Raw genomic sequence first — 16,259 nt, 5'->3', positions numbered from 1 at the left:
AGAGAACGTTCAGAGACTGGCGTTCACCAGGACGGGTTCGTTGACCAGGGTGATGCCGAAGGCCTGCTGGACCTGGGCGCGGATGTGCGCGGCCAGCGCGAGGACCTCCTTGGCGGTGGCGCCGCCGCGGTTCGTCAGCGCCAGCGTGTGCTTGGTCGACACCGAGGCGGCCCCGATCGCGAACCCCTTCGCGACACCGGCGTGCTCGATCAGCCAGGCCGCGCTCGTCTTCACCCGGCCGTCCGGCTGCGGCCACTGCGGAGCACCCGCCGGTACGTCGGCCGCCGCGTTCAGGATCGGGTTGGTGAAGAACGAGCCGGCGCTCCACGTGTCGTGGTCGGCCTCGTCCAGCACCATGCCCTTGCCCCGCCGCAGCCCCAGCACGGCTTCCCGTACGTCGGTCATCGGCGCCCGCGCCCCTGGCTCGACCTCGAGCACGCGGGCCAGCTCGGCGTACCCGACCGGTGCGGACAAGTCGCCGAGCCTGAGCTGGAAAGTGACCTCGAGTACGACGTAGCGCGAGGGGTCGGCCTTGAAGCGCGAGTTGCGGTAGCTGAAGCCGCAGTCGGCCGCGAAGACCGTCCGGACCTGGTTGTCGACCCGGTCCCAGACCCGCACGGACGCGATCGTCTCGGCGACCTCGTGGCCGTAGGCGCCGACGTTCTGCACCGGGGTCGAACCGGTCAGCCCGGGGATGCCGGACATCGACTCCAGGCCGCTCCATTCCTCGGCAATCGCGCGCTGGACGACGGTGTCCCAGTCCTCGCCGGCCTGGATGTGGACCATCGCGCCGGAGCACATGTCCGCGTCGACCCGGATCCCGCGGGTGACGACCTTGATCACGGTGCCGCGGAACCCGTCGTCGCCGATCACCACGTTGCTGCCGCCGGACAGCAGCAGCACCGGCTCTCCGGTGGCGTCGGCGTCCCGGACCGCGGTGACCAGGTCGTCCTCGGTGGTCACCTCGACCAGCTTGTCGGCCGGCCCGCCGATCCGGAGGGTGGTGAAGTCGGCCAGGCGCACATGAGTCTTCACTGGACGCGCACGACCGCCCTGGCCCGGCCGAGCACCTTCTCCTCGCCGGCGATCGCGGTGATGTCGATCTCGGCCAACCCGTCGGCGACTTTGTCGACTTTCGCCGAGAACGTCACGCTCGCACCCTTGTCGTCATCCGGTACGACGACCGGCTTGGTGAACCGTACGCCGTACTCGACCAGGTCGGCGGGGTCGTCGAGCCAGTCGGTGACGACGCGGGCCGCGGTGGCCATGGTGAGCATGCCGTGCGCGATCACGCCGGGCAGGCCGAGCGCGGCCGCCATCCGGTCGCTCCAGTGGATCGGGTTGAAGTCGCCGCTCGCGCCGGCGTACCGGACCAGGTCCTCGCGCCGCAACGTGACGGTCAGCGGCGGGAGCTCGAGGCCGGGTTGTGCGCTGTTCATGCATCCGCCCGGTTGTGCGAGAGGGTGGAGGTCGAGGTGGCGACCGGCTCACCGTCGACGGTGGTCAGGGCGGTGTCGTACATGATCACCTCGACGGGACCGGCCTTGCGTACGGCGGTGATGGTCGCGGTCGCGGCGATGTCGTCGCCGGCCTTGATCGGGCGGGTGTAGCTGAACTTCTGCGCGCCGTGCACGATCCGGTCCAGCCGCAGGCCGAGCTCCTCGTCGCTCAGCAGCTGCTCCAGCGCCCGGCTGCCGAGCACGAACCCGAAGGTGGGCGGCGCGACCGCGTCAGCACCCCGGTACGCCGGGTTCGGGTCGCCGATCGCGTCGGCGAACTCACGGATCTTCTCCCGGCCGACCTGGTAGGACTCGGCGGCCGCGTAGCTCCGGCCGACCATCGTGGCGTCGATCGTCATATTTCGTAACCCTACTGGCAGACTAAGGCGGCGAGTGCCGCCACCCACTCTCAGTAAGACCGGACTGGGAAGGTTGAATGTGACGGCAGTGACAGCGCTGGACAGGTACGCGCCCCGGTACAAGCTGGAGATCGGTGCGCCGACCGGGTCCGAGTGGCTCCGGGTGGACCGCATCCTGGAGCCGGACAGCCCCGAGCTGACCGAGCTGCTCAAGCGGGACCACGACGCCAGCGGACACCGGTCGGCCCACGCGAACGCACTCAGCCTGATGTCGTTCTACGCCGGTCGCGCACCCGCGACCGCGCTACTGCTGTGGGCGCTGGAAGGCCGCGTCCTCGACATCCGCCCGGAGAACCTGTGGGTCCGGCCACACGACGGGCACGGGCTGGCCGCGGTGGCGATCCGGTCTGCCCGCTTCCTCCCGGGCGGTCTGGAGACCCTGTATGACGTGGTGCTCCGGGAGCATCTGCTACCACTCTCCGCTGAGCTCCACCGCCGTACCCGGGCCGGCCTTCGCCAGCTTCACGGCGGCGTCGCGGCGGGCTGCGCGATGGGCTTCTGCGCGGCGACGCGCGAGGTGGAGACCGTCTCCCCGGCCTACCTTCTGGACCGCTGGAAAACCTTCGTCGGCCACGCCCCGGGTGGTTTGTCCCGCCTCGGCGACGTCGAGATCGCCGGCGGCAAGCTCGTCTACCTCCGCAACACGTGCTGCCTCTACTACACCAGCGAGTCCGGCACCAACACCCTCTGCGGCTCCTGCTGCCTGACCCCCCGTGACCAACGCCTCACCGCCTACGAAGCCGGCCGCCCAATCCTCACGGTCTAGCCCGTCCCCAGGCACAGCGAAAGGCCGCTTCGGGTAACCGAAGCGGCCTCGCGGAAACTCTGTAGAGCTGGAGGTCAGCGGGTTTCGCGGTGGGCGGTGTGGTCGTTGCAGCGGAAGCAGTACTTCTTCAGCTCAAGACGATCCGGGTCGTTCCGCCGGTTCTTCTTGGTGATGTAGTTGCGCTCCTTGCAGACGGTGCACGCCAGCGTGATCTTCGGGCGGATGTCGGTTGCCTTGGCCACTGCTGCCTCTTCTTGATCATGAGTGCGCAACTTGGGTGATCGCACTCTCGAACTACTGCATTGGTGGGTAGCGGGGGCGGGAGTCGAACCCGCGACACCACGATTATGAGCCGTGTGCTCTAACCACCTGAGCTACCCCGCCGGGAGAGTCCGTCACCCCACCCGGCGGACCGGGTGAGATGCCGTTCTCAGAGCCCCTTTACGGAATCGAACCGTAGACCTTCTCCTTACCATGGAGACGCTCTGCCGACTGAGCTAAAGGGGCGGGCCGAGGAGAGAGATTACACGGTCCGCAGCCTCGATGTGAAATCGAGCCGGCTGGACCCTGCACCCCCCTCAGTCCGACCCGGAAAGCATACCGTCTCCGCGGAGTGCTTCTGACCAATTTTCAGTCCAGTACGGCGTCATCGGCCGAAAAGTCGTCCGAGGCGTCTGAGGGCGGATTCTCCAGGTGCCAGGCCACCGCCCGACGCAGACTCGCCGCCGGGTCGGCCGGCGCCCACCCGAGCACACGATGCGCCTTCGACGAGTCCATCAGCAGGTGCTGGTTCAGCGTCCCGGTCAACGCCAGGTCCTCGGGCAGCAGGTCGTCCCGGACCGTCACCAGCTCCACGTCCGAGGCCCCCGCCGCCGCCAGGATCTGCTCTGCGAACAGCCGGTACGGCGCGGTCACAGGCTCGACCACGTTGAACGCCGTACCCCGGTGGTCCCCGGCCAGCGCCAGCGACACCGCGGTCGCCACATCCCCGACGTACACCCGGCTGAACAGAAACTGCCCCGACCCGACCGGAATCCGCTTCCGCCCGGCCCGCACCCGCCGCAGCACGAACTCGAACCGCCGCTGGTAGTCGTGCTCGCCGTACACCGCCCCCAGCCGCAGCACCGTCGCACCCCGCGGCAGGTACCGCTCCTCCATCTCGAGGTTCTCGTACTGCGGCCCGTCCACGAACCGCCGCTCCCGCAACGGCGACTCCTCCATCAGCGGCACCCCGTCCGTCGTCCGGTCGGAGTGCAGGCCGTCGTACGCGCGGTACACATCCCCACTCGAGATCGCCACCAGCTTCACCTCCGCCCCGACCGCACCCAGCGCCGCGTCGGCCGCCGCCGCGTTCATCCCGGAGACGTCGACCAGCCCCTCAACCCCGAACGACCTCAACACACCAGCCAGCGCAGCCCCGTCATGCCGATCAACATGCGCATGCTCGACGTCAGGCAACCCCGCGGGCTCATGCTCCCCGCGATGCACGACCAGCAGCTCATGCCCTTCCGCCGCCAACAGTTCGACCACTGCCCGCCCGATGAACCGGGTCCCACCGAGAATCGCGATTCGCATGCACCCAGTCCTACCGACCCGGATCCCGCGAACACACCGCTGTCTCCCCTCAGCAGACGTTGTTCGCACCTCCCTCTCCCCGCGGCGGACCCGCTGCGAGTCGACTGTGGAAGGTCAGTAACTGGCCGCCTTATACCGGTCTGGCAGGGCTGCTGAGCGCCATTTGGGACGTGATCCGTGTCACGCACGGATTCAATTACCCACGGGTCGGATTCACGCTTGAGCCTCTACACGGGGGCAGGAGCCACTCACCGTACGTGTGCGATTTTGTTCATCTGCGCGCACTCGGCGTTTGAGGGCCTGTGACCTTCTCGTTATGGTCGTTGGGCCGCTGTACCCCTCGCAGCGGTGCCCCTCCCTGGAAGGCCCTCCCCTGTGTCTCCTCAGCATGACGTCCCGGTCGCCCCGCGCCGGGTCGCCAAACATCGTCTGTCCCGCCGAAGTACCAACCGCCGCACTCAGCTGATCGGCCTCACCGCCGCTCTGGCCGCCGCGGCCGGCACCACCGCAGTCGGCGTCAGCTCCTCCGCTTCCGGACCCTCCACGGCGAGCACCGGCCTGAGCCCCTCGCAGGCCGACGCTCTGACCGCGGCCCGGGTCGAGCGGCGGGACCTCGCGTCGCGTGACGCGTCCCGGATCGACCTGTCCCTCGCGGCGACCCGCAAGGCGCAGGCCGAGAAGGCGGCGCAGGCCCGTGCCGCGCGCCTGGCCGCGAACGCGACGCTGACGCAGCGCCGCGCCCTCGCGCTCGCCGCCGCCAAGGCAGCCGCCGCGAAGAAGGCCGCCGCCCAGGCCCGCGCACTGGCCGCCGCGAAGGCTGCAGCGATCGCCAAGGCCAAGGCTGCCGAGAAGGCGAACACCAACAAGGTCGTCCTGCCGACCACCGGCTACCGTCTGACCGCGCACTTCGGCCAGGCCGGCGGCCGCTGGGCCCGCAACCACACCGGCCTCGACTTCGCGGCCCCCATCGGCACGCCGGTCCGCTCGGTGATGGCCGGTGAGGTCATCCAGGCCGCGTACGCCGGTGCGTACGGCCGCCAGGTGAAGGTCCGGCACGCCGACGGCACGGTCACGTCGTACAGCCACATGTCCGAGTTCGACGTCTCGGTCGGCGACATGGTCTCCACCGGCGAGCAGGTCGGCGCCATCGGCATGACCGGCAACACCACCGGCCCGCACCTCCACTTCGAGGTCCTCCGCGGCGGCGACGTCCAGATCGACCCGGAGCCGTGGCTCAGCGACCACGGCGTCAACGCCTGAGGAACCCGGTCACCGTCGCCACGAAGGCATCGGCGTCGTCCAGCCACGGATGATGCGCGACGCCGGGCAGTACGACGTACTGCGCGTTGGGAAACGCTTCGGCGAACTCCTCCGCCGCAACCGTGTCCGTCCCCCAGTCGAGAGCCCCGGCCAGCACCAAGGCCGGGGCTTCGACCTTGCTCAGCGCGGCCCGAGTCGCCGCGGCGTCGAACGCCTCCGGTGAGTTGAAGATCCCCAGCGCCTCGTAGTTGGCCAGTCTGTCCTCAAGCTCCTGCTGGGCCCGTGCTTCGGCGTCCCACCGCGCGTACGCCATCGGATTCAACGCGGCCCAGTCGCTGCCCTCGCCGGTCTGAATCGCCTCGAACGCCGCCGACACCTGCCGATACCAGGCCTCGCCCTTCCGCTTCTCGAGCACAGCCCGCCGCCGGTCCGCCGTCACCTCGATCCCCACGGCCCGCGTCCCCGGCGTAGCCAACACCAACTTCTCCACCCGCTCTGGGTATGCCGCCGCGTACAACGTCACCAGACTCGCCCCCGCCGAATGCCCCAACAGCGTCACCCGCTCCACTCCCAGGTGCCGCCGCAACGCCTCCAAGTCCCCCACCAACCGATCACACGGCCAGCTCTCCCCACCCGACTCCCCAGTCCCCCGAAGATCCACCATCACCAACTGCCGGTGCCTCGCCAGCCCACCCAACTCCCCCAGGTAGGCACTCCCCAACATCCCCCCAGGCACACAAACCACCGGCTCCCCCTCCCCCACCAGGTGGTAGACCAACTCAACCCCATCAGGCGCAACGTACTCAGGCATGACCGGATCCTCGCACCGCCCGAGGTTCGCCCGTGGCGATATGGATGCCGAGCCACCGGTCCGGCCGAATCCGGATCCCCGGACCAGCCCGCAGAGGCCGGCTTCACCTCATCCTCCTCGACGGGACGGAGCCCATCGTCGTCTTCGACGACGGACGCCACGACCCACTGGCCGCCCCGTTGGAGTGGGTCCGTTACCTCGGCGCCGCACCGCCCGCGCTGGGAATCAAGTGGTTGACCGAGGGAGCGATTCGAGTCGCGATCGGCAACGAGAAACGGATCATCTGGTTCACGGGTGACCTCGGCGCACTGGACAAGGCGAACCAGGAGGTGACCCTTGGCCGTCTGTCCGGCGACGTCGACCCGGTCGAGCTCGTGAAGAGTGTGCTGGCACTCGGTCGGGTGCCGAGTATCTGGCGCGAACAACGGCAGGCAAAGTCGGCCTGGACCGAGCTCCTTTCCCATCCGCTGACAACCCCAGTCAGTTGAACCGGCCGGCAAGAACCAAAAGGACCGGCGACATCCAGTGAATCAGGCCGGGCGTATCGAAAACGTATGCGCAAACGCAGACGCTCCGGCAACCTGCGCCCGGATGAACTGTTGCCATGCTCACCGATCAGCTGGTCAAACGCGAGGCCGGATGACGGCACTGAGCGCCCTGGCGATCGTCGCCGCGGCGACCAGTTTCGCCGTCGCGGCCTGTACGTCGGTCAACGCCCAGAGCGAGCCGCCTCCGCCCGAGTCTGCGACGACATCCTCGGGTCCGGCCGGCCCGGATGACGGCGTACTCCCGGACAAGGCGTCGGCCTTCGACACCGATCTGCCCGGCATCGCCAAGCTCGACCCGGACCTGCTGAAGGCCGTCCAGCAGGCCGAGACCGCGATGCGGAAGGACGGCATCACGATGAACGTGAACACCGGCTGGCGGAGCAAGAAGTACCAGCAGGAACTGCTCGACCGCGCGATCGCCAAGTACGGCAGCAAGAAGAAGGCCCTCGAGTACGTCTCCACGCCCGAGGACTCGCACCACGTGACCGGCGACGCGGTCGACATCGGCCCGACGGCCGCCGACTACTGGCTGATCCGCAAGGGCGCTCGGTTCGGCCTGTGCCAGACGCTGTCCAACGAGATCTGGCACTTCGAGCTCGTCACCGAGCCGGGCGGCAAGTGCCCGCCGATGAGCTAACGCGTCTCCTCCGGCGGGTCCGGCAGTACGGCGAGCGCACGCTGCCGCCAGTGCACGTCGTGCCAGGCGTCGAGCTTCCACCCGATCCGGCGGTAGGTGCCGATCTCCTCGAAGCCGAGCGCGGTGTGCAGGCCCACGCTGGCGTCGTTCGGGAGGGTCATGCCGGCGATCGCCGTACGGAATCCGCGCTCGGCCAGCCGCTCGAACAACGCCTCGTAGAGGGCGCGCCCGCCACCGGTCCGGCGCCGGCCGAGCTCGAGGTAGACGCTCACCTCACAGGACCAGCGGTACGCCGCTCGCGGCTTCATCTGACCCGCGTACGCGTAGCCGACCACCCGGCCGTCGTCGTCCTCGAGCACCAGCCAGGCGTGCGTCGTCTGGGCGTCGGCGATCCGCTGAGCCATCTCGCCCGCGGACGGCGGCTCTATCTCGAAGGTGATCGCGGTGTCGGTGACGTACGGCGCGTAGATCGCCGCGCAGGCCTCGCCATCCAGCGGTGAAGCGTCTCTGACTTTTGCCATGCCACGATAGTAGCCACAGCTGCCGCTATAGTGGCAACCATGTTGGATCAATTGTCCGCCTCGCTCGCGGCAACGGTGCAGGCTGCCCGGGTCGCGCAGGACCTGTCCGTGAACGCGCTCGCCGAGCGTTCGGGGGTGTCCCGGGCGATGATCGGCAAGATCGAACGCGGCGAGGCGCAGCCGACCGCGGTCCTTCTCGGCCGGCTGTCCGGCGCACTCGGGATGACCCTGTCCGAGCTGGTCGCCCGCGCGGAGACCACCGGCGACCTCCTCCGCCGCCAGGCCGACCAGCCCGTGTGGACCGACCCGGCCACCGGCTACCTGCGGCGCGCGGTCTCGCCGGTCACCGACGGCCCGCTCGAGCTCGTCGAGGTCGAGCTCCCACCCGGCGCCTCGGTCTCGTACCCGGCCGACGCCTACATCTTCAAGTACCAGCAGCTCTGGATCCTCGACGGCCACCTCCGCTTCCACGAGGGGCCGGTCGTCCACGACCTGCACACCGGCGACTGCCTCCAACTCGGCCCGCCGTCGCCCACCACCTTCCACAACCCCGCCGGCTCGCCCTGCCGCTACCTGGTCGCCCTGGTCAAAGGCCGTTCGTAGTCGTTGAGCGACACAGGTGGGTCCGACGTGATTGGCTGGCCGGTGTCCCGCGCCGTACGCGGGACACCTCATGCCCCGCGCCGTACGGAGGAACGATGACGGTCTCACCGCTGGTGTGGATCCTGACGCTGGCCGCGATCCTCGCACTGCTCGCGTTCGACTACTTCTTCCACGTCCGCTCAGCGCACGTGCCGACGCTGCGCGAGGCCGCGATCTGGTCCGCGGTGTACGTCGGGATCGCGGTGCTGTTCGGCCTCGGCTGCCTCGTCTTCGGCGGTACGGCGATGGGCTCGGAGTACTTCGCCGGGTACATCACCGAGAAAGCGCTGTCGGTCGACAACCTGTTCGTGTTCCTGATCATCATGACCAGCTTCCGGGTGCCGCGGGAGAACCAGCAGAAGGTGCTGCTGTTCGGCATCGTCTTCTCGCTGATCGCCCGGGCCGGGTTCATCTTCCTCGGCTCGGCGCTGCTGAACACGTTCTCCTGGGTGTTCTACCTGTTCGGGATCGCACTGCTGCTGACCGCGGGCAACATGCTGAAACCCGAGACCGAGGAATCACACTCCGCGCAGAACATCGTCGTACGGCTGGCCCGGCGGTTCTTCCGCACCAGCGAGGACTTCGACGGAGACCGGCTCTTCACCACGATCGACGGCCGCCGGCTGATGACGCCGATGGTGCTGGTGATGGCCGCGATCGGCGGCACCGACCTGATGTTCGCGCTGGACTCGATCCCGGCGATCTTCGGGCTCACGCAGAACGTGTTCATCGTGTTCACCGCGACCGCATTCAGCCTGCTCGGCCTCCGCCAGCTCTACTTCCTCCTGGACGGCCTGCTGGACCGGCTGATCTACCTGTCCTTCGGCCTGGCCGCGATCCTCGCCTTCATCGGCGCCAAGCTGATCCTGCACGCGCTGCACGAGAACAACCTGCCGTTCGTCAACGACGGCGAGCACGTCGACGTCGCCGAGATCAGCACCGGCCTGTCCCTCGTGGTCATCATGGGTGTCCTGGTGATCACCGTCCTGGCCTCCCTGCTCAGCACCCGCGGCCGAACCCAGACCGCCATGGCCCACATCCGCCGCGACGCCGCCGCCTACCTGGACGCCGAGTACACGATGGACGCCGCCGAACGCGAACGCATCTTCCTCCGCCTCCTCGCCGCCCGCGACCACATCATCGCCCTGGGCCCCGAAGCCCGCCAGCAGGTCAAGAACGAGTCCGACCTCATGGATCTCTGCCGCCGAGCCGCCGATTCCCACGCCGCCGCCCACGCCGAACACGAAATCCGCCCCAGCCTCTAACCACGCCACCGCGAGGTATCAGACACTCTCACCCGATGCTTTGAAAGTAACGGCTAGATGTTACTATCAGAGCACTTGAGGAGGTGAGTAAGTGCGTGCGGTAGACGTGTTGGAGTCGCTGGAGCTTCTTGGTTCCAGCCAGTGGGGCCTGGTGACCACGGCCCAGGCATCCGAGGTAGGGGTGTCGAAGATGCAGCTATCGCGCCTCGCCGACCGTGGCACCGTGCAGCGTGTACGTCATGGCGTTTACGCGCTCCCGTCGGCCAACACCGGGCCATTGCAGGGCGTACGTGCGGCTTGGTTGGCCACCGGAAGTCAACCGGCCGGCAACCAGCCGCTGGCTGTAGTTTCGGGTGAGTCCGCGGCGGCTGTGCACGGACTCGGTGACCTGCTGCCCTCGAGGTATGAATTCACCACCGCGGTGCGCCGGCAAACCACGCAGCCGGATACGCGGTACCGCAAGCGCGATCTGCCGGATGCAGACGTCTCCTGGGTCAACGGGCTACCGGTGACAACTGTCGCCCGCACCGTCAAAGACCTGGCTACTGTCGGCATCGACTTCGATCATCTCGCCGTTGCAGTCCGCGATGCCGTCACGACCACCGACGTCACGTACGACGCCCTAGCTCAGGCACTTGAGTCGGCGGCGGAGCGGTTCAGATCTCCAGACGGAAACGCCCTGCTCGTCGCTGCGCTCAAGACATCCGGCTACCTACCTGACGCCCGGGTGCTGGAGTTGTTGGCCCCGCAGTTGCAGGAGATGCTCCTCCGAACGCTCGCGCCCCACCTCGAAGAAGTCGTCAGGCAGGCGTTTGCAGAGCAACTTCGCCAACTGGCGCCGGGGATCGACCTCCGTCCAGCAGCTCAAGACGTACGCAGTGCCACACTTCCTGACACCAAGGCAATCACTAGGGTGTCGCCCCAAATTCCGCCTGACCGGCAGCCGGAGTTGCGCCGAACAGCCGGGCAGAAGCGTCAGGCACAAGATGCCGTCAGGCGGCAGGACAGGGATATCGAAGTTGGCACACGCGCTGACTCAGCTGGAAGCGAACCGTCTCCGAGCGTCCCTCGGGACAAAGCTGGCCAACGAGGCGAAGAGCCGTGGCGTCGCGGCTGATCCGGTCCGCAAGCAGTACATCTTCACCATCCTCCTCAGCCGCATCTTCCAGGACCACAATGCTCCTTGGGTGCTGCTGGGTGGCAACGCTCTGCTGATCCGGACCGGCGGCGGCCGATTCACCCAGGATGTCGATCTGGCCCGTGAGACGCCGTGGACCAGTCCCGAAGCGGCGCTGTCCGAGCTCCGGCAGTTTTCCAGCCGGCCTTACCACGGAGATCCGTTCGAATTCGAGCTGCATTCAGTGACTGCCCAGCGGGAAGCTGACCCCTACGGTTATGGTGCCGAAACCGCCAAGGTCAAAGCTCGGGGTCTACTCGGCCGGCAAGTCTTCGAGAGCTTCACCATCGACCTCACCACGCGGCGCCACGTCGACGCCCCGGTCGATCAGGTGCCGCTGAAGCCAGTGATCGAGCACGCGACCCTGCAAGATTTGCCGTCGGTCCCCACCACCCCGATCGAACATCACCTTGCTGACAAGATCTGCGCGCTGTACGAGCGGTACGGCCAGAACGGCGACGAAGCATCAACACGCTACCGCGATCTGACCGACATCGTGCGGATCGTTGCAGCACTCCCGTTCGATGCGGCGCGCCTGACTACGGTTCTTCGGCGCGAGGCGGGCCGACGCCGGACGACACTTCCGAAGAAGGTGCAAGCGCCGAGTGAAGACTGGTTCGTCGCTTTTCCCCGTGCCGCCGCGGGGTTCGCAGAGTACTCACGGAAGTACTGGGATCTGAATGCGGCGCTGACATTCTGCAGCATCTGCCTGGACGAGGTCCTCAGCGGCGAACGAATCAGAGGCATCTGGGATCCACACCACCGTTCGTGGCTGTAAGACTCCACACCGCCGCGACCAGGCCGGACGCTCACGGCGCGGCGACGACTTGCACGGTTGACGACGTTTCCCAGTGAACGCCTGGCACCAACGAGTCCGGCAGCATCTCGCCATCCAGCCCAGACGACGGCGGTTGAACTCGACGGGTCTGACCGGACAAGTCCTCGCCTCTACAGTTGCGGTTGTGGCGAGGTTGGCGGTGAAGCTGTTGTTGGTGGACGGGGATGGGCGGGTGTTGCTCATTCGGTCCAGGGATCCGGGGACGCAGGGCGTTTGCTGGTATCCCGTGGGTGGGGGTGTTGAGGCTGGTGAGTCGTTGCAGGATGCCGCGACGCGGGAGGCGTACGAGGAGACCGGGCTGGTCGGCCTTCCGATTGGGGTTCTGGTCTGGCAACGGGATCACACCTACGAGTACGGCGGTCAGGTTGTCGACGTACACGAGAAGTGGCTGTTGCACAGGGTCGAAGCCTTTGAACCGGTGCCCGCGCAGTTGAGCGAGTACGAGGCCTCCAGCATCCTCGGCTTTCGGTGGTGGCGGGCGCAGGATCTGGTCGAGGCGACCGAGACCGTCTTCCCGCCACGGCTCGGTCACCTCCTCACAGACCTGCTGACCGACGGCGTCCCGCCACATCCCGTTGACATAAGCGACGCAAGAACCCCGGCAACGGACTGACGACGCAGCCGCTCCAGGTCAGGTTGGCCACGGCGAGCGCCGCGTCGGCAGAGGCCGGCGAATCGATCTGGCCGGGTGTGGTGTCAAAGCAGTTGCCAGCGGCAACCACGAACAGTGCGCCGGTCTGCCGGCTGAGCGTGTTGACCGCCTGCGCCACCGGGTCGGTGCCGTCGGTGGGCTCGCCGCCGAGGCTGACGTTGACCACTTTCGCACCCTGGGCGGCGGCCCATTCCATGCCGGCGATGATGCTGGAATCGGTGCCCGAGCCTTCGTCGTCGAGGACCTTCCTGTTGAGCAGGGCCGCGTTCGGAGCGACGCCGCGGTACTTGCCCTGGGAGGCGGCGCCTGTTCCCGCGATCGTGCTCGCGACGTGCGTGCCGTGGCCGACCCGGTCGAGGGTGTCGGGGCTGCCGGAGAAGTTGGCCTCGGCAACAACCCGGCCTTCGAGGTCGGGGTGGGTCTTGTCGATGCCGGTGTCGAGGACGGCAACCTTGACGCCCTGACCGGTGAACCCGCGCAGCCAGGAGGCGGGCGCACCGATCTGGGCGACGCTCTGGTCCAGGGCGGCCTTCATCCGGCGGTCCAGCCGGATGGTCCGGATCTGGGGCTCGACCAGTTGGCTCTTGGTCCTGGGAGCAGGGTCGCTGATGGAGCGCCAGAAGGCCGGGCCCTTGGTCACCTGGGCTGCCCGGGCGCCGATCGAGGTGAGGAGCCCGGACTTCGTGGTGCCGGCGAAGGCGTCGTTCTTGGCCCGGGTCCGCGCGGTGGCCGGGCTGCCGTCGTACTGGACGATCACCGGCAGCGTCTTGCGTCGGGCGTCGTCGTAGCCCTGCTCGATGAGTCCCTTCACGTCGAAGAGGGACCGGTCCAGGCGGCCCTTGGCGACCTCACTCAAGACTTCCGTCGGGATGACGTAGGTGTGCTCGGCGGTCCGCGAGATGACTGAGGCCGTGGCACCACCACCGCGGAAGCTGATGCGCTCGGGTTGCTCGGATGGTGGCTCCAGGACCGGTCCCGCGCTGGCCCCGGGTACTGCGGTCAGCAGCAGCGCGAGGCTGATGAGCAAGGCGATTGGGCGGATCAGAGACATGCAGACGACTCCTTGTGTCGACATCAACACCAAGAAGGACGTCTCAGGCCACAAAACGCTGCGTGGTTTTCAGAAGGCGATTCGCATGACGGCCCGGCGGTTGCCTGGGCGACTTACCTCGGTGAAGCCGGCATCGGTGAACATGGTGGGAGTGCCGACGGAGCCGCCGTCCACGAAGTCCGGGTAGCCCTCGACGGCGGTGGCGCCACGGTCGCGGGCGAAGGCGACGGTGGCTTGGGCCAGTGCGCGGCCGATGCCTCGGCGGCGGTAGCCGGCGCGGGTGACGAAGCAGGTGACGGCCCAGATGGTGGGGTCGGTCTTGTCCTCGTTGCGGCCGAGCCAAGGAACGCGGTAGTCGCGCAGGAGTCTCGGGTGGTCCGCTCGCGGCGCGACGGCGCACCAGCCGACGGGCTGACCGTCGAGGTACGCGACCAGGCCGCTCGTCGCCCGCGCCTTGTCGTTTCCACAGGCGGTCTGGTCGCTAAGCCGGGCGGCGAGTTCTTCGGGGCCCTCGGACGCCCAGGACTCCTTGGGCAGCATGCGAAACCGTTGGCACCAGCATCGTGCGGTGTCACCGGCCGTCCCGAAGATCGCCTGCAGGTCCTCCCACGCCGCCTGGTTGGCGGGAACGATCGTGAGTTGCTCGGCGGTGACCGGTTCGCGCGAGCCCGTCGTACGAGGAACGGGCACTCGCTTGGCCGCCGGTCGCTTCTGCGGACGAGGCAGCGCATCGAACATGAGCCGAACGTCCACCACGTCGCCCGCGTCCAGTCCTGCGGGCTTGCGTACTGCGTCCTTCAACGGGAGCAGGTAGCCGCCATCCTTCGGCCACAGCGAGGTCTTCCATTCGGTGCTACCGATCCTTGCGCGGATCGGCAGCATGCCCCAGCCGTAACTGGCGGCCGAGGCCGCGGCTCGCAGCGCGTCGCCTGCCTGCTCCGGCACGGAGACGAAGTAGTACGGCGCTGGGCCGCGCCACTCGAAGATCTCTCCGCTGAACTCTTGCTCCATGGCCAGATGCTAGGACCCATCGCCGACGTACCTCACCCGGTGTTGAGGGTTTCGGCCTGGCTGCTGCGTTGCAGCTGACGGCAAGTCTTCACCAAGTACTTGAACGATACTGTTGAAGGTATGACTGCCGGGATCGAACGAGCTGCCAGTACCGTCGACTCTGCCAGCGTGATGGCGTTGCTTCCAGGCAAGCCGCGCCTGCTGGGACTGGGTGAGCCGACGCATGGTGAAGAGGTTCTGCTCGAGCTGCGGAACGAGCTGTTTCAGCAACTGGTCGAGCAGGAGGGCTATCGGACGTTCGCGCTCGAGAGCGACTGCCTGATGGGCCTGGTCGTCGACGACTACGTCAGGTCGGGTCGAGGCACGCTCGACGACGTCATGGAGCGCGGATTCAGCCACGAGTGGGGTGCATTCCCAGCGAACCGCGAGCTGGTGAATTGGATGCGCTCGTACAACGACGGCCGTCCCGCTGACGAGCAACTGCGGTTCGCCGGCTTCGACGGCCCGCTGGAGATCACCGCCGCGGCGAGCCCGCGACAGGCGCTCACTGGTTTGCACGCCTACCTCGCCGCCTGGGGTGACACCGACTTGCTCCCCTGTACGGCGGACGCCCTCGACCGCCTGCTCGGCCCTGACGATCAGTGGACCAACCTGGCCGCGATGCGAGACCCATCCCAGTCGGTCGGTCAGACCGCTGAAGCCAAAGAGCTGCGACTGCTTGCCGACGACCTGGTCGCGCTCCTCAACGCTCAGGCGCCGCAGCTGATCGAGGCATCCGCACCGAACGACTGGGAGCGGGCTCTGCTGTACGCGCGCACCGCCAGAGGCCTACTGCGCTACCACCGCTGGATGGCCGACACGTCGCCGAGCCGCTTGGCGTGGCTGCTCGCCGTACGAGACTCGATGATGGCCGCCAACCTGCTCGCCATCGCAGACCGTGGCCCAGCCCTCGTCAGCGCTCACAACGCCCACCTCCAACGCAACAAGAGCTCGATGCGCCTGGGCGACCAGACACCGCAATGGTGGAGCGCCGGCGCACTCGTCAGCGCCCAACTAGGCAAGGACTACGCCCACCTAGCCACAGCCCTAGGCACAATCCCCCACCAAGGCGTCACCACTCCACCCCCCAACACCCTCGAGGGCCTCCTCTACACCCTCCCGGGCGACACCTACCTCCTCGACCCCGCAGCCCTCCACGACCTGACCCCCGTCCCGCGCGTGTCCCCTTGGTACGGCTACGCCCCACTAGACCCCGCCCACCTCCCCACCACCGACGCCATCCTCTTCGTGAAGCACGCCCACCGGACCTAAGCGTCGAACCACAGCCGACCCTCACGCAGCCCTTCACGGTCGGGGCGGTGCCGGCGCGTCACGCCGAACCTCGGACACCAACTCGGGACCTCGGACATCTGGTCGGATGTCCGAGGTCCCCGCTTCGTGTCCGAGCGACTCGCGGTACGCCCAAGCCGGCCGAGGAAGCCGTGGGTGCAAAGCCGTGGGTGCAAAGCCGTGGGTGCAAAGCCGTGGGTGCAAAGCCGTGGGTGCCGAGCTGGTCGAGGAGCTGCACGACCGGTACGGCGACATCCC

The 16,259-nt window shown here is 67.8% G+C and carries 19 protein-coding genes and 2 tRNA genes; 10 read left to right on the top strand and 11 right to left on the bottom strand.

What is annotated here, in order from left to right; translation table 11 throughout:
* Positions 1–9: 9 nt before the first annotated feature.
* Genes AB0H36_RS24340 through AB0H36_RS24330 form a run of 3 tightly spaced genes read right to left on the bottom strand, consistent with a single transcriptional unit; the run spans position 10 to position 1,858 of the window.
* The gene (locus tag AB0H36_RS24340) at positions 10–1,035 is read right to left on the bottom strand and encodes a UDP-N-acetylmuramate dehydrogenase (RefSeq protein ID WP_360527575.1); all 1,026 of its coding nucleotides are present in this window, start codon (positions 1,033–1,035) and stop codon (positions 10–12) included.
* A complete protein-coding gene (locus AB0H36_RS24335) occupies positions 1,032–1,439 on the bottom strand; it encodes a MaoC family dehydratase (RefSeq protein WP_360527572.1) in 408 nt (135 codons plus the stop codon). Before AB0H36_RS24335 ends, AB0H36_RS24340 begins: the two co-directional genes overlap by 4 nt.
* Positions 1,436–1,858, bottom strand: coding sequence for a MaoC family dehydratase N-terminal domain-containing protein (locus AB0H36_RS24330; protein ID WP_360527569.1), 423 nt, complete (start codon positions 1,856–1,858; stop codon positions 1,436–1,438). Before AB0H36_RS24330 ends, AB0H36_RS24335 begins: the two co-directional genes overlap by 4 nt.
* 79 nt (positions 1,859–1,937) lie before the next feature.
* On the opposite strand from AB0H36_RS24330, the gene AB0H36_RS24325 reads away from it, so the two are divergent.
* Positions 1,938–2,684, top strand: coding sequence for a (2Fe-2S)-binding protein (locus tag AB0H36_RS24325; RefSeq protein WP_360527566.1), 747 nt, complete (start codon positions 1,938–1,940; stop codon positions 2,682–2,684).
* A 74-nt stretch (positions 2,685–2,758) separates the two neighbouring features.
* Here the strand turns inward: AB0H36_RS24325 and rpmG are convergent, their stop codons facing one another.
* From rpmG to AB0H36_RS24305, 4 genes are all read right to left on the bottom strand, one after another.
* The gene (rpmG, locus tag AB0H36_RS24320) at positions 2,759–2,926 is read right to left on the bottom strand and encodes a 50S ribosomal protein L33 (protein ID WP_360527563.1); all 168 of its coding nucleotides are present in this window, start codon (positions 2,924–2,926) and stop codon (positions 2,759–2,761) included.
* Between the two features lie 68 nt (positions 2,927–2,994).
* A tRNA-Met gene (locus tag AB0H36_RS24315) sits at positions 2,995–3,068 on the bottom strand.
* 50 nt (positions 3,069–3,118) lie between these two features.
* Positions 3,119–3,191: transfer RNA gene (locus tag AB0H36_RS24310), tRNA-Thr, on the bottom strand.
* Positions 3,192–3,314: 123 nt separating this feature from the next.
* Positions 3,315–4,259 (bottom strand): NAD-dependent epimerase/dehydratase family protein, encoded by a 945-nt coding sequence (locus AB0H36_RS24305; protein WP_360527560.1) that lies wholly within the window; start codon positions 4,257–4,259, stop codon positions 3,315–3,317.
* A 375-nt stretch (positions 4,260–4,634) separates the two neighbouring features.
* Here AB0H36_RS24305 and AB0H36_RS24300 point away from each other — a divergent pair, with 375 nt between their 5' ends.
* Positions 4,635–5,519, top strand: a complete 885-nt coding sequence (locus AB0H36_RS24300) for a M23 family metallopeptidase (protein ID WP_360527557.1) — start codon at positions 4,635–4,637, stop codon at positions 5,517–5,519.
* Here AB0H36_RS24300 and AB0H36_RS24295 read toward each other — a convergent pair.
* Entirely contained in the window at positions 5,509–6,330 is an 822-nt protein-coding gene (locus AB0H36_RS24295) for an alpha/beta hydrolase (protein WP_360527554.1), read from the bottom strand. The two genes, AB0H36_RS24300 and AB0H36_RS24295, sit on opposite strands and share 11 nt — an antisense overlap.
* A gap of 44 nt (positions 6,331–6,374) precedes the next feature.
* On the opposite strand from AB0H36_RS24295, the gene AB0H36_RS24290 reads away from it, so the two are divergent.
* The gene (locus AB0H36_RS24290) at positions 6,375–6,818 is read left to right on the top strand and encodes a hypothetical protein (RefSeq protein WP_360527551.1); all 444 of its coding nucleotides are present in this window, start codon (positions 6,375–6,377) and stop codon (positions 6,816–6,818) included.
* Between the two features lie 151 nt (positions 6,819–6,969).
* The gene (locus tag AB0H36_RS24285; RefSeq protein ID WP_360527548.1) at positions 6,970–7,515 is read left to right on the top strand and encodes a M15 family metallopeptidase; all 546 of its coding nucleotides are present in this window, start codon (positions 6,970–6,972) and stop codon (positions 7,513–7,515) included.
* On the opposite strand, the gene AB0H36_RS24280 is transcribed toward AB0H36_RS24285, so the two are convergent.
* A complete protein-coding gene (locus tag AB0H36_RS24280) occupies positions 7,512–8,036 on the bottom strand; it encodes an N-acetyltransferase family protein (RefSeq protein WP_360527545.1) in 525 nt (174 codons plus the stop codon). The two genes, AB0H36_RS24285 and AB0H36_RS24280, sit on opposite strands and share 4 nt — an antisense overlap.
* Positions 8,037–8,075: 39 nt before the next feature.
* On the opposite strand from AB0H36_RS24280, the gene AB0H36_RS24275 reads away from it, so the two are divergent.
* From AB0H36_RS24275 to AB0H36_RS24255, 5 genes are all read left to right on the top strand, one after another.
* Positions 8,076–8,639 carry an XRE family transcriptional regulator gene (locus AB0H36_RS24275; protein WP_360527542.1) on the top strand — a complete coding sequence of 188 codons (564 nt, stop codon included), beginning with the start codon at positions 8,076–8,078 and terminating at the stop codon, positions 8,637–8,639.
* Positions 8,640–8,734: 95 nt separating this feature from the next.
* A complete protein-coding gene (locus tag AB0H36_RS24270) occupies positions 8,735–9,943 on the top strand; it encodes a TerC family protein (RefSeq protein WP_360527539.1) in 1,209 nt (402 codons plus the stop codon).
* A gap of 91 nt (positions 9,944–10,034) precedes the next feature.
* Positions 10,035–11,060, top strand: coding sequence for a type IV toxin-antitoxin system AbiEi family antitoxin domain-containing protein (locus AB0H36_RS24265; RefSeq protein WP_360527536.1), 1,026 nt, complete (start codon positions 10,035–10,037; stop codon positions 11,058–11,060).
* A complete protein-coding gene (locus AB0H36_RS24260) occupies positions 10,963–11,898 on the top strand; it encodes a nucleotidyl transferase AbiEii/AbiGii toxin family protein (RefSeq protein ID WP_360527533.1) in 936 nt (311 codons plus the stop codon). Before AB0H36_RS24265 ends, AB0H36_RS24260 begins: the two co-directional genes overlap by 98 nt.
* A gap of 184 nt (positions 11,899–12,082) precedes the next feature.
* The gene (locus AB0H36_RS24255; RefSeq protein ID WP_360527530.1) at positions 12,083–12,571 is read left to right on the top strand and encodes an NUDIX domain-containing protein; all 489 of its coding nucleotides are present in this window, start codon (positions 12,083–12,085) and stop codon (positions 12,569–12,571) included.
* On the opposite strand, the gene AB0H36_RS24250 is transcribed toward AB0H36_RS24255, so the two are convergent.
* The gene (locus AB0H36_RS24250) at positions 12,495–13,661 is read right to left on the bottom strand and encodes a S8 family serine peptidase (RefSeq protein ID WP_360527527.1); all 1,167 of its coding nucleotides are present in this window, start codon (positions 13,659–13,661) and stop codon (positions 12,495–12,497) included. The two genes, AB0H36_RS24255 and AB0H36_RS24250, sit on opposite strands and share 77 nt — an antisense overlap.
* Positions 13,662–13,730: 69 nt before the next feature.
* Entirely contained in the window at positions 13,731–14,672 is a 942-nt protein-coding gene (locus tag AB0H36_RS24245; protein WP_360527524.1) for a GNAT family N-acetyltransferase, read from the bottom strand.
* A gap of 120 nt (positions 14,673–14,792) precedes the next feature.
* Here AB0H36_RS24245 and AB0H36_RS24240 point away from each other — a divergent pair, with 120 nt between their 5' ends.
* Positions 14,793–15,983, top strand: coding sequence for an erythromycin esterase family protein (locus AB0H36_RS24240; protein ID WP_360527521.1), 1,191 nt, complete (start codon positions 14,793–14,795; stop codon positions 15,981–15,983).
* Positions 15,984–16,259 lie beyond the last annotated feature (276 nt).

This window comes from Kribbella sp. NPDC050820 (genome assembly GCF_040653975.1).
GTDB lineage: Bacteria > Actinomycetota > Actinomycetes > Propionibacteriales > Kribbellaceae > Kribbella.
This window is presented reverse-complemented; position numbering and strand designations above follow the sequence as displayed.

What these genes read in the sequence shown, in the direction of transcription:
- AB0H36_RS24335 (WP_360527572.1), bottom strand. Translation starts at nt 1,439, where the DNA reads ATGAACAGCGCACAACCCGGCCTCGAGCTCCCGCCGCTGACCGTCACG.
- AB0H36_RS24330 (WP_360527569.1), bottom strand. Translation starts at nt 1,858, where the DNA reads ATGACGATCGACGCCACGATGGTCGGCCGGAGCTACGCGGCCGCCGAG.
- AB0H36_RS24305 (WP_360527560.1), bottom strand. Translation starts at nt 4,259, where the DNA reads ATGCGAATCGCGATTCTCGGTGGGACCCGGTTCATCGGGCGGGCAGTG.
- AB0H36_RS24295 (WP_360527554.1), bottom strand. Translation starts at nt 6,330, where the DNA reads ATGCCTGAGTACGTTGCGCCTGATGGGGTTGAGTTGGTCTACCACCTG.
- AB0H36_RS24290 (WP_360527551.1), top strand. Translation starts at nt 6,375, where the DNA reads ATGCCGAGCCACCGGTCCGGCCGAATCCGGATCCCCGGACCAGCCCGC.
- AB0H36_RS24285 (WP_360527548.1), top strand. Translation starts at nt 6,970, where the DNA reads ATGACGGCACTGAGCGCCCTGGCGATCGTCGCCGCGGCGACCAGTTTC.
- AB0H36_RS24280 (WP_360527545.1), bottom strand. Translation starts at nt 8,036, where the DNA reads ATGGCAAAAGTCAGAGACGCTTCACCGCTGGATGGCGAGGCCTGCGCG.
- AB0H36_RS24275 (WP_360527542.1), top strand. Translation starts at nt 8,076, where the DNA reads ATGTTGGATCAATTGTCCGCCTCGCTCGCGGCAACGGTGCAGGCTGCC.
- AB0H36_RS24270 (WP_360527539.1), top strand. Translation starts at nt 8,735, where the DNA reads ATGACGGTCTCACCGCTGGTGTGGATCCTGACGCTGGCCGCGATCCTC.
- AB0H36_RS24250 (WP_360527527.1), bottom strand. Translation starts at nt 13,661, where the DNA reads ATGTCTCTGATCCGCCCAATCGCCTTGCTCATCAGCCTCGCGCTGCTG.
- AB0H36_RS24245 (WP_360527524.1), bottom strand. Translation starts at nt 14,672, where the DNA reads ATGGAGCAAGAGTTCAGCGGAGAGATCTTCGAGTGGCGCGGCCCAGCG.
- AB0H36_RS24240 (WP_360527521.1), top strand. Translation starts at nt 14,793, where the DNA reads ATGACTGCCGGGATCGAACGAGCTGCCAGTACCGTCGACTCTGCCAGC.